The organism is Streptomyces sp. NPDC101393 (assembly GCF_044767385.1).
GTDB lineage: Bacteria > Actinomycetota > Actinomycetes > Streptomycetales > Streptomycetaceae > Streptomyces.
In genome coordinates this window covers 57015-68855 of sequence record NZ_JBIWNU010000006.1, presented here as the reverse complement: position 1 = coordinate 68855, position 11841 = coordinate 57015, and the positions used below count along the sequence as shown (strand labels likewise).

Here is an 11841-nt window from a genome sequence, read left to right as displayed (position 1 = left end):
CCCTATACGGGCAAACGCCCATATGTGCACACTCATTCCGTGGCACGGTGTATGTCTTTCTGGGACCGGGGCACCTGCTCGGACCCCGGCCAGGTCTGGATCGCGCCGAGCTCAGTCGGCGGCGGTGGCGGGCACGGGGACGGCCGGACCGCCGGCCTCCCCGTCGCACCCGCAGTCGTGCACGGGCGGCCCCTGCTCGCGCTGCTCCCGCAGCTCGGCGATGGCCGCCTCGAAGTCATCGAGCGAATCGAAGGCGCGGTACACGGACGCGAAGCGCAGGTACGCGACGAGGTCGAGTTCCTGCAGCGGGCCCAGTATGGCGAGCCCGACGTCGTGGGTGGACAGCTCGGCGCTGCCGGTGGCGCGCACCGCCTCCTCGACCCGCTGGCCGAGCTTGGCGAGGGCGTCCTCGGTGACCGGCCGACCCTGGCACGCCTTACGCACGCCGGCGATGACCTTGTTACGGCTGAAGGGCTCGGTGACCCCGCTGCGCTTGATCACCATCAGCGATGCCGTCTCGATGGTGGTGAAACGGCGGGAGCAGTCGGGGCACTGGCGGCGCCGGCGGATCGACGTGCCGTCGTCCGTGGTGCGGCTGTCGACGACCCGGCTGTCCGGGTGCCTGCAGAAGGGGCAGTGCATGGCTCCACCCTCCTCACCCTCGGATACGGACGTGCACCGGCGGAAACCGGCGTACGACGAATGACCTCCGGACGGTCCGTACGGGCCCTTCGGAGCAGCCTCCAGCATAGGCGATTCCTGGAGCCTTGGAGGACCAGGCACCACAACTTGTAGGCGGTCGAACGCATCTAAGCACTAGATGTGGTGTCGGGTCGCATATAACTGCCTACCGCGTGTCGCGGTGGAGGCGGGCCGGGGGGTCGCCCACGAGAGTACGGGAAGCCACCCGGCCGGCGGGGCACAGGGGCAGCAGTGGCAGAATCGGCCGCGGCGCGCGGCGGCCGTCCGTCGCGGCGGTGCGCCCGGTGGCGGTCCGGCCGGAGGGCTCGGGCCCGCGGGGAACGCGTCCCGCGCCGTATCGCAATTGCCCGAATTGCTATTCGGCCATACACCCAGCCACTTGATCAGGTCAGCCAATCAGCGAATTTTTCACTCGAACGTGTGTTTGGCGCAACCTTTCGAAAGCAACTACCGTTGGCTAGCTAGGGAGAACATTTCGAGAGGGGCCGACGTGACCACCACCGCAGACAGCGCGACCATCACCGCACAGAGCCACTCCCAGAGCCGATTCGAGCAACCTCAACCGGCACGGAACACACCGATGGACGACGCCACGTTGGACTCCGAAGAGCAGAAGCCCGCACGCTCGCTGCCGGGCAGGCCACCAGGAATTCGCGCCGACAGTTCGGGGCTCACCGATCGCCAGCGCAGGGTGATCGAAGTGATCCGGGATTCGGTGCAGCGGCGTGGCTATCCGCCGTCCATGCGGGAGATCGGCCAGGCCGTCGGGCTCTCCAGCACCTCGTCCGTCGCCCACCAGCTCATGGCTCTGGAGCGCAAGGGCTTCCTGCGGCGCGACCCGCACCGCCCCCGGGCATACGAGGTCCGCGGGTCGGACCAGACCACCAGCGCGGCCACCGACACGGCCGGCAAGCCCGCCGCCTCGTATGTGCCCCTGGTCGGCCGGATCGCGGCCGGCGGTCCGATCCTCGCGGAGGAGTCCGTCGAGGACGTCTTCCCGCTGCCCCGCCAGCTGGTCGGCGACGGCGAGCTGTTCGTGCTCAAGGTCGTCGGTGATTCGATGATCGAGGCCGCGATCTGCGACGGCGACTGGGTCACCGTCCGCCGCCAGCCGGTCGCCGAGAACGGCGACATCGTCGCCGCGATGCTCGACGGCGAGGCGACCGTGAAGCGCTTCAAGCGCGAGGACGGCCATGTGTGGCTGCTGCCGCACAACGCCGCGTACCAACCGATCCCCGGTGACGAGGCCACCATCCTCGGCAAGGTGGTCGCGGTACTGCGCCGGGTCTGACCCGGGCCACCTGACCGAGCCCCGGAACCACTGCGCCGGTTCCGGGGCTCTGTGCTGCGCGCGGGCGCTACTCCTCGGTGGCTTCCGTCGCTTCCGTGGCGTCCGGCGCTTCCGCGGCCTCGGCCGCCTTCGCTGCCGCGTCGATGGCGGAGAGCGAGCGGCGGACCTGATTGCGGTCCGTCGTGTACCAGAAGTCGGGCATCGACTTACGGAGGAACGAGCCGTAGCGGGCGCGCTCCACCCTGGGGTCCAGGACGGCGACCACCCCGCGATCGCCCGTGGCGCGGACCAGGCGCCCGGCGCCCTGTGCCATCAGCAGCGCGGCGTGCGTGGCGGCGACCGCCATGAAGCCGTTGCCGCCGGCCTCCTCCACGGCTTTCTGCCGGGCGCTCATCAGCGGGTCGTCGGGACGCGGGAAGGGCACCCGGTCCATCACCACGAGCTGGCAGTTCGCGCCCGGCACATCGACGCCCTGCCAGAGGGACAGGGTGCCGAACAGACACGTACGGGCGTCGGCGGCGAAGTGCCGGATCAGCTCGCCGAGCGTCTCCTCGCCCTGGAGCAGGATCGGCACGTCGAGCCTGCCGCGCAGCGCCTCCGCCGCGGCCTGGGCGCCACGCATCGAGGAGAAGAGCCCGAGGGTCCGGCCGCCGGCGGCCTCGACCAGCTCCGCCAGCTCGTCGAGCATGTCCTCGCGGTTGCCCTCCCGGCCGGGCTGGGACAGATGCTTGGCGACGTACAGGATCCCCTGCTTGCCGTAGTCGAAGGGGGAGCCGACATCCAGGCCCTTCCACACGGGGATGTCCTCGCCCTGCGATCCCTCCGGGGCGAGCCCGAGGGAGGCGCCCACGCCGTTGAAGTCGCCGCCGAGCTTGAGGGTGGCGGAGGTGAGCACGACGGACCGGTCGGCGAAGAGCTTCTCCCGCAGCAGCCCGGACACCGAGAGCGGCGCCACCCGCAGCGACGCACCGAACCGGTCATGGCGCTCGTACCAGACCACGTCCCACTCGGAGCCGTTCGCGATGCGCTCGGCGACGGTGTGGACGTTCTCCACCGCGGCGAGGGCCTGCTTACGGACGGCGTCCTCGTCCTGGACGTTCTTGTCGCGGGTCGAGCCGAGGGCGGAGATGACCGTACGGGCGGCGTCGCGCAGCGCCATCAGGCAGTAGCCGAGGTCCTCGGGGATCTCTTCCAGGCGGCCCGGGAGGGCCAGCTCCATCAGCCGCTCGAAGGACTCGGAGGCGGTCTGGAGCTGGTCGGCGGCCTTTTCGTTGACGAGCTTGGCGGACCGCCGGACGGCGCGGTTGACCTGGCCGGGGGTGAGCTCGCCGGTGGCGACGCCGGTGACCCGGGAGACCAGCTCATGGGCCTCGTCGACGATGAGTACGTCGTGCTGCGGGAGGACCGGGGCGCCCTCGATGGCGTCGATCGCGAGCAGGGCGTGGTTGGTGACGATGACGTCGGCGAGCTTGGCGCGCTCCCTGGCCGCCTCGGCGAAGCACTCCGCGCCGTACGCACACTTCGAGGCGCCCAGGCACTCGCGGGAGGACACCGAGACCTGGCCCCAGGCACGGTCGGAGACACCGGGGGTCAGCGCGTCGCGGTCGCCGGTCTCGGTCTCGTCGGCCCAGTCGCGCAGCCGCAGCAGGTCCTTGCCCAGCTTGCTGGTGGGCGTGGCGTGCTCGAACGGGTCGAAGAGGCCGTCCTCCTCTTCCTGCGGGACGCCTTCGTGCAGGCGGTGCAGGCAGAGGTAATTGGAGCGGCCCTTGAGCATGGCGAACTCGGGGCGGCGGCGCAGCTGGGGGTGCAGGGCGTCGACCGTGCGCGGCAGGTCGCGCTCGACGAGCTGGCGCTGCAGCGCCAGGGTGGCGGTCGCGACGACCACTCTGTCGCCGTGGGCCAGCGCCGGCACCAGATAGCCGAGGGACTTTCCGGTGCCGGTGCCGGCCTGCACGAGGAGGTGCGACTGGTCTTCCACGGCCTCGGCGACGGCCTCGGCCATCGCCACCTGGCCGGGGCGCTCGGTGCCGCCGACCGCGGTGACGGCGGCGTGCAGCAGATCGGTGAGGGAGGGCTTTGTCATAGCGCTGCAAGCGTACGCGGCACCACTGACAGCCGACCGCTCACGCGGTGTGCAGGGGGTTGCGGACGGTGCCGTGGACCGCGGCGTGCGGGCGGTCGCTGCGGTCGCGGTAGCCGTCGACGTGCAGGCGGTTGCGGTTCAGACACAGCCGCTCGATCCGCGGGGTGAGCAGGTCGAACATCTCGTGCCGTTCCTTCAGCTGCGGGAAACGGGTGTGGTGGCGCAGGATCTCCGCCCGTACGAGTGACCAGAACTCGGCCTCGGGGACGCCCAGTTGCTCCTCGCACAGCGGTGCCAGGTAGCGGAAGACGCCGACGAACAGGCCGGAGTGGATGAACTGGGTGAGGAAGGCCGGCGGCTCGGTCAGCAGCACCGCCCGGACGTCGTCCGGCATCGCGGCATGCTCCGGCAGCGGCCGGGAGCTGACGTTGACGTCGTCGACGAAGTCCTTCACTGCGAGGCGGGTGGGGACGTCGTGCTCGTCGAAGACGACGACGGCGTTCTCGCCGTGCGGGGAGAAGACCGTGCCGTAGCGGTAGAGGAAGTGCAGCAGCGGCGGCAGCAGCGCGCCGAAGAGCCGGCGGAGCCAGACGCGCGGGGCGAGACCGGAGCGGTGCACCAGCTCGGCGGTCAGGGCGCGGCCCGCGGGGTCGGTCTGGAGCAGCGAGGCGAGGGTGCGGGCGCGTTCACCGGGGTCGAGATGGCGGTCGACCGGCTCGCGCCAGATACACCCGAGAAGCTCCTTGAACTGGTACGGGATGCCGGACAGCCGGTCGTAGAGGGGGTGCTCGACGGTGACGGAGGCGGTCTCGCCGAGCAGGATCACCCGGGTCTCGTCGCGCAGGTACGGGTCCTCGTCGCGCAGGCCGTGGACCCAGCGGGTGACGGCGGGGGCGGCGAGGGTGCGTTCGGTGGGCAGTCCGCGCCAGACCAGGGTGTTGAGGATGGACAGCGGGAGCTTGACCGTGCGGGCCTGCGGGCGGCTGATGTTGAGGAAGGTGCGGATGGACTGCTGCGGGAGCCGGAGGTCGTTGTCAGTGGGCAGCGCGATGATGGATCTGTCGGCGAGCTGCGGGGCGAAGAGCGGGGCGATGGTCTCGTCCCACTGCCAGGGGTGGACGGGGAGGTAGAGGTAGTCGGCGGGGTCGCGGCCCTCGTCGGAGACGGCGCGGGCGAAGGCGCTGCGGGTGGCGGGGGTGAGTTCCTCGCCGTAGAGGCGATCGGGGGTGGCGAGGGCGGGGATGCCGCGGTAGTGGGCGAGGCTGTGGTGCGCGGCGAGCCAGGGCAGCCGTTGCGGGGTGCGGGCTTCCGGTGCCCACTGCGCCGTGTCGATGGCGGAGAAGCCGAGCCGGCCCTTGTTGGCGACGAGCCAGGGGTGGCCGGTCTGGCGGCCTTCGAGGTCGGCGTGGCCCAGGTCGGCGAGGGCGGCCGCGCTGAGGGCGGTGGTGTCGAGGCGGGTGTCGGCGGCGAGGGTGGCGGTCAGCTCGCGGATGAGGTGGCCGGTGGTGTCGCCGGACAGGCCCAGCACGGTGTCGTGGGCCAGGGTGAGGAAGCGCAGCGGGTCGGCGTCGGGGGTGATCGAGTCCGGGTCGACGTGCCAGTGCCCGTAGCTGCCGCGGCGTGCCCGGAAGCGGTAGACGAGGGTGGCGGTGACGGGCAGGCGGTATTGCGGGGTGCCGTCGGGGGCGGTGCCGTCGGGTTCGGGGAGGAGGATTTCCTCGTACGCGAACTCCGCCAGGGTCTTGGCGAAGAGTCGGCGTGCGGCGTGCTGCCAGGCGGAGTGCGAGGGCTGGGACGCAGGAAGCGGGGACGCAGGCGACAAGGCGGGACTCCTCTGAGCGGGAGCGGCCCGGCACGTGCGGGGGACAACCGGGCGGCGGGACGGATGGGCTACGGACGGGGGATGGGGTTCGGGTGGCTGGGTGAGGGCGGTGGGTGGTGGGTGGTCGTGGATCCGGGCGGCATCGGGGGGAGCCGAGGGACGGCCCGGGGTCAGAGATGGTGGCGGTGGGCGCGGTCGCGGATCATCAGGGCGGCGCGTTTGTCGGGGAGTTCGAGCTCGTCGGCGTAGCGGAACCCCGCGCTCAGGAATGCCGCGACGGAAGGGGTGTTGCGCAGATCGGGTTCGGCGATGACGCGTCCGCAGTGGGGGCGGTGGTCCAGCACGAGATCGGCGGTGGCGCGCAACAGTGTCGTACCGAGGCCGCGGCCTCGGTCACCGACGCCGCCGACGAGGAGGTGCACGCCGGTGTCGTGGGGTCTGGCGCGGTAGTAGCGGGCCAGCGGGTCGAGATCGGCGCGGTAGATCTCCCAGTAGCTCATCGGGACGCCGGACAGCACGCCGAGGCAGGGCACGCTGCGGCCGTCGCCGTCGAGCTGGCCGCGCAGGTGGGCCGCGGTGGTCTCCGGGGGGCCGGCCAGTTCCCAGAAGGCCGCGACGGCCGGGTCGTTCATCCAGCCGGAGATCCGGGCGAGGTCGCGGTCGAGCCGGACGGGGACCAGCTCGAACGGCCCGGCGGGGGTCCGGGCCGGCGGCCAGTCGGCGAGGTTGTCGAGGAGCGGGCCCGCGGCGGGCTTCCCCGCCGCGGGCGGCCCGTCGTCCCGGTCCCACAACGCCGCCCAGTCGGGCGGGAGTTCCAGGTCGAGGGTGTCATCGGCGTTCGGGCCGGTACCGGATTCGGTGGATGGCACGACGACGCTCTCCTCTCGTGGCGCCTGTCGTGTGCCGCGTGGCCTTGTGGGACGCGGAACGGCGGCGTCAGATTCTGATGTCCGGTTCGGGGCCTTACGCCTAGGGGACGAGGGGGTTGGGCAGTGCGACGTAGACGGATTGGGTGTCGACCGGGCCGACGAGTTCGTCCAGGCCGTGCAGCCGGGTCGCGAGATTGGCCTTGCACCGCAGTGTGGTGGCCGACAGCAGCTGCTCCGGCAAAGTGGAGCGGTGTGCGAGCGGGGCGGCCGCGGCGTCGGCGAGGAAGCGCCGGAAGGCGGCGAGCAGGATCTCCTCGCGGGCCAGCCGCTGCGCGCCGAAGGCGCCGATGAGGCCGAGGACGTTGTTGATGCCGAGGTAGTAGGCGAACCGCTCGTCGGTGACGTCGTCGGGGACGAAGGTGTCGCTGGTCGCGCCGATGCCCGGAAGTCGCTGTTCCAGTTCCGCGCGGCGCGACTCGCGGAAGTAGTAGCCCTGGTTGTCGCGGTAGCGGCCGCCCACCGGCCAGCCGTCGGGGTCCAGCAGGACGAGGGTGTTCTGCTGGTGGGCCTCCAGGGCGACGCCGGCGGTGCCGTCGAGCCACAGGACGGGGCGTACGACGGCTTCGAGGTAGCGCAGAAACCATTCGGTCGCGACGGCGCCGGGAGTGCGGCCGGTCCGGGTGCTGAGCGTGGTGACGAGGTGGACGAGCCGGGAGCGCATCGCCGGGTGGCCGGGCCAGGGCCGGGGCGAGGTGAGGCCCGCGATGCACACCGCGTCGTCGGTGGCGCTGAAGGGGTTGTGGCGGATGACGACGTCGAGGCCCTGGACGGGTGCGCCGTCGGCGCCGTCGACGGCGAGGTACGCCGGATCGCGGATGACGTCGAAGCGCGGGTGGACGGCCTGCCACTGCTCGGCGAGGCCGGTGCGCAGCAGCCGGTGGACCTCCACGCCGCGCTCCAGCTCCTTGCGGAGGTTCTCCCGGCGGGAGTTGGTGATGCGCAGGCCGAGGGAGAGCTTGAGCATGGCGTTCGCGCCGGGGCGGTGGACGGTGCGCACCGAGGAGGTGGGGTGCCAGAGGGGGCCGCGGGGTCCGAGGTCGTGCAGGACGCCGTTGTCGAGGAGGGCGGCGATGTCCGGGCGGTCGGTGAGTTCGCGGGCCTGCCAGGGGTGCAGCGGCAGTGCGACGGTGTCGTCCGGGAGCCGGAGACTGTCCTCGGCGAGGCCGGCGGTGAGCCGCTCGGCGGCCACCGGCCTGCCGCGTTCGGTCCAGGCGGAGTCGGCGGCGACGGCGGAGCGGTGCACGGCCATCCAGTGGAGCGGGAAGGCGCCGCGCAATTCCGGTGAGTAGGCGCGGGTCTCGGCGTCGGTGAGGCCTTCGCGGCTCTTGGGGGTGGGGTGCAGCGGGTGGCCGAGGAGGAGGGACTGTTCGGCTTCGAGGAAGAGCGCGCCGTGGTTGTCGGCGGGGCGCAGGCGGCGGTCGGCGATGAAGACGGCGGTGTTGCGTACGGAGTTGGCGACCCGGCCGACGAGTTCGGCGCCGTCGCCCTCGGGGGCGGGCCGCCGCTCGCCGGCGGGTGCGTGCTCCGTTGTGCCGTCCGCGGTCCGGTGCTCGTCGCCGTCCGTCGCCCGGCGGTCGCCGCCGTGCGCGGCCTCGCGGCGCAGCAGCGCGGCGAGGGTGACGGCGTCGAGGGGGGCGGCGTCGGCGGGGGCGGCTTCGATGGTGGGGGCGTCGAGGCGGTGCCAGCCGGTGGGTGACCAGTAGCGGACGGGGATGTGCAGGGCGCCGGCGCTGGCGTACAGCGGAATGCGCAGCCGGCCGCCCGCCGGGCGGTGCGCGCCGTTCTCGCGCAGCCAGCAGCGCAGCAGGTTCTCGATGCCGGCGGCGTCGGCGGCCACCGCCGGGTCGGGGTGGTCCAGCGGGTCGCCGTCGTCGGGGAGGGCGTGGCACGGGGGTGCGGCGGAGGCGGGCTGGTGCTGGTCGCATCCGGTGGGTTCGTGGCAGGCGTCGTCGGCGGTGTGCCGTTGCTGGCGCGGCACCGATTCGATGGTCGCCGCGCCCTGGTGGGCGGGCGGTCGCTCGGTGTGGGTCCCGTCGGGGCCGGGGCGTTCGTTCATCGGGAGGTGCCTCGCAGGGTGGTGGGGGGCGGGCCCGTCGGGCCGGGGAGGGTGCGGACGGCGGCCGCGATGGCGTCGGCGAGGCGGTCGAGGATCGCTTCCGCCTGTTCGTCGGTGATGGTCAGGGGTGGCAGCAGGCGGACGACGGCGGAACGCCGGCCGCCGAGTTCGACGATCAGGCCGCGTTCGAGGCAGGCCCGTTGGACGGCTGCGGCGAGTGCGGGGTCGCCGGGGCGGGCGCCGGTGGCGTCGGCGTCGGTGGTGCGGTCGACGATCTCGACGCCGAGCATCAGTCCGCGGCCTCGCACGTCGCCGATGCAGTCGTGGGCGGTGGCGAGGGCGCGGAGCCGGGCGAGCATCCGGGCGCCGAGTTCGCCGGCGCGGCGGGCGAGTCCGTTCGCACGGACGAAGGCGAGGGTGGCGCTGCCGGCGGCCATGGCGAGCTGGTTGCCGCGGAAGGTGCCGGCGTGCGCGCCGGGCTGCCAGGTGTCGAGTTCCTCGCGGTAGACGATCACAGCGAGCGGCAGGCTGCCGCCGATCGCTTTCGACAGCACGAGCACGTCCGGCACGATGCCGCTGTGTTCGACGGCCCAGAAGGCGCCGGTGCGGCCGACGCCGGTCTGCACCTCGTCGACGATCAGCGGGATCTTCCGGGCGGCGGTCAGGTCGCGCATGTTCCGGAGCCAGCTGTCCGGTGCCGGAATCACTCCGCCCTCGCCCTGGACGGGTTCGAGGATCATCCCGGCGGGCTGCCCCACCCCGCTCTTCGCGTCGTCGAGCAGGCTCCGGGTCCAGCGTGCGGAGAGTTCGGCGCCCCGCTCGCCGCCGGTGCCGAACGGGCAGCGGTAGTCGTAGGGGTAGGGCAGCCGGGTCACGCCGGGGTGCGATGCGCCGCCGGACGCGGCGAGCGCCCCCGCCGTCATGCCGTGGTAGGCGCCGGAGAAGGCCATCAGGCCGTCCCGGCCGGTGGCGGCGCGGACGAGGGTGAAGGCGGCCTCGACCGCGTCGGTGCCGGCCGGGCCGCAGAACTGGATGCGCCCCTTTTCGGCCAACTCCCGGGGCAGAGTGGCGAAAAGCTCGGTGGTGAAGGCGTCCTTGACGGGCGTCGCCAGGTCCAGGGTGTGCAGCGGGGCGCCGGAGTCCAGGACGGCCCGGATCGCTTCGAGGACCACGGGGTGGTTGTGGCCGAGCGCGAGGGTGCCGGCGCCGGAGAGGCAGTCGAGGTAGCGGCGGCCGTCGGCGCCCTCGATGGTGAGCCCGCGGGCGCGCACCGGGACGATGGGCAGTGAGCGCGCGTAGGTACGGGCTGCGGACTCACGCAGGGACTGCCGCCGCAGGATCCCCTCGTGGGCCGACGAGGCGGCCGCCGGCACGGTTTCGGTCAACGCCACGGCAGTTGTGTCCTCCTGCTGGTGTGCTGCTGGATGCCGCGAAGCCGCTGCGGGCAGCCCGGCTCTCCCCCCGTACCTACCAACGACCGTCGCGTCGGAGGATCACGGTCAGGGCCAAGATCCTTGCCCCGGGGAACCGGGGACCCGAGTACCGCCGTCCCCACCGACACCGGCATAGTGGGGGGTTGCGTCGGGATCTTTCCGTGCATGACAAAACATCGCCGACGCAATCCGGCACACGCCACACAAGCTCAGATCGAATTGACCAGGGGGACCTCACCCATGCCATCCATACGCCGGCCGGCCCTGGCCGCCGCCGCCCTCACCGCCGTACTGGCGCTGACCGCCACCGGCTGCGGCCCGGAGGACGACAACGCGGACGCCAAGCCGAGCCAGGCCGCGGGCCAGGACGCCGGCGGGGGTGACATCAAGATCCCCCAGGAGATCCAGGACAAGCTGAAGCAGCACGGCTTCGATCTGGACAAGTGGAAGAACGGCGAGTGGAAGAACTGGGACCGGGACACATGGCTCCGGGAGGCCGGGCAGTTCATCAACCCGATCATCAAGGACTTCTGGAACCCGGACAAGATCGACAAGGTCAAGCCGCCGAAGGACCCGAGCAAGCCCGAGGACATCTCGGAGGACCAGGGCCAGACCGACCCTGAGCCGCAGGCCGTCCCGGCGCAGCCCGTCAAGACGCCGTACGACTCCACCGCTCCCGGTATCGGGATGCTGCTGTTCAGCACCCCCAAGGGCGACTCGCGCTGTTCGGCCACCGTCGTCAAGGACCCGGCCCACCCCGGCAAGTCCAACCTCGTGTGGACCGCGGCGCACTGTGTGCACGCCGGCAAGAGCGGTGGCTGGTACCGCAACATGATGTTCGTGCCGAACTTCAACCGGACCGGCCAGCCCGCCGAGAAGATGAAGACCACGCCGTTCGAGGACCGCGTCCCGGCCGGCAAGTGGTGGGCCGACGACATGGCGACGTCCAACGAGTGGATCAAGGACGGCGGCGCCGTTCCCGGCGTGCCGATGGCCCCGTACGACTTCGCGCTGATGCACGTCAAGCCCGAGGCCGGCAGCAACGGCAAGTCCCTTGAGGAGACCGCCGGCGGCGCGTACGACGTGGAGTTCAACGCTCCCGCGATCGGCAAGATCCCGAGCCTGACGGCGCAGGGCTACCCGGCCGAGCCGCCGTTCGACGGTGCGGTCCAGCAGCAGTGCACCGACAAGCCGACCCGTCTGTCGATGGACGCGAAGAAGCCGACCATGTACCGGATCGGCTGCACCATGACCGGTGGTTCCTCCGGCGGCCCCTGGTTCGCCAAGGGCAAGGACGGCAAGCCGGTGCTGGTCTCCAACATGTCGATGGGTCCGCGCCCGGCCAAGTGGGCGGCCGGTCCGCACCTCGGTACCGAGGCTCAGACCATCTTCCGGAGCATGAGCAAGAAGTGGGCCGCCAAGCAGTGATGCGGTGACGGGCGGCGCCGCACTCCGGCGCCCCCGTCGGCCCGCGGTACGCGCAGCACGAAGGCCCGCCTCCGGATCTCCCGGGGGCGGGCCTTCG

The 11841-nt window shown here is 72.1% G+C and carries 8 protein-coding genes; 2 read left to right on the top strand and 6 right to left on the bottom strand.

Translation table 11 applies throughout. From position 1 onward, the window contains the following. Positions 1-111: 111 nt before the first annotated feature. Positions 112-642: a transcriptional regulator NrdR gene (nrdR, locus tag ACIRQ7_RS20170; RefSeq protein ID WP_401471384.1), complete on the bottom strand. Its 531-nt coding sequence runs from the start codon at positions 640-642 to the stop codon at positions 112-114. 550 nt (positions 643-1192) lie between these two features. On the opposite strand from nrdR, the gene lexA reads away from it, so the two are divergent. Next, positions 1193-1993: a transcriptional repressor LexA gene (gene lexA / locus ACIRQ7_RS20165; RefSeq protein WP_401471387.1), complete on the top strand. Its 801-nt coding sequence runs from the start codon at positions 1193-1195 to the stop codon at positions 1991-1993. Between the two features lie 67 nt (positions 1994-2060). Here the strand turns inward: lexA and ACIRQ7_RS20160 are convergent, their stop codons facing one another. The 5 genes from ACIRQ7_RS20160 to ACIRQ7_RS20140 all read right to left on the bottom strand — a co-directional run bounded on the left by ACIRQ7_RS20160 (position 2061) and on the right by ACIRQ7_RS20140 (position 10274). Further along, positions 2061-4076 carry an ATP-dependent DNA helicase gene (locus ACIRQ7_RS20160; RefSeq protein ID WP_404264013.1) on the bottom strand — a complete coding sequence of 672 codons (2016 nt, stop codon included), beginning with the start codon at positions 4074-4076 and terminating at the stop codon, positions 2061-2063. Positions 4077-4116: 40 nt separating this feature from the next. Next, positions 4117-5898 carry an IucA/IucC family protein gene (locus tag ACIRQ7_RS20155; RefSeq protein WP_404264011.1) on the bottom strand — a complete coding sequence of 594 codons (1782 nt, stop codon included), beginning with the start codon at positions 5896-5898 and terminating at the stop codon, positions 4117-4119. 170 nt (positions 5899-6068) lie between these two features. Further along, positions 6069-6767 carry a GNAT family N-acetyltransferase gene (locus ACIRQ7_RS20150; protein WP_401471396.1) on the bottom strand — a complete coding sequence of 233 codons (699 nt, stop codon included), beginning with the start codon at positions 6765-6767 and terminating at the stop codon, positions 6069-6071. A gap of 100 nt (positions 6768-6867) precedes the next feature. Beyond that, complete coding sequence (locus tag ACIRQ7_RS20145) at positions 6868-8883, bottom strand: IucA/IucC family protein (protein ID WP_404264009.1); 2016 nt, start codon at positions 8881-8883, stop codon at positions 6868-6870. Next, positions 8880-10274, bottom strand: a complete 1395-nt coding sequence (locus ACIRQ7_RS20140; RefSeq protein ID WP_404264007.1) for a diaminobutyrate--2-oxoglutarate transaminase family protein — start codon at positions 10272-10274, stop codon at positions 8880-8882. Before ACIRQ7_RS20140 ends, ACIRQ7_RS20145 begins: the two co-directional genes overlap by 4 nt. Positions 10275-10556: 282 nt before the next feature. Here ACIRQ7_RS20140 and ACIRQ7_RS20135 point away from each other — a divergent pair, with 282 nt between their 5' ends. Then, entirely contained in the window at positions 10557-11744 is a 1188-nt protein-coding gene (locus tag ACIRQ7_RS20135; protein ID WP_404264005.1) for a trypsin-like serine peptidase, read from the top strand. Positions 11745-11841 lie beyond the last annotated feature (97 nt).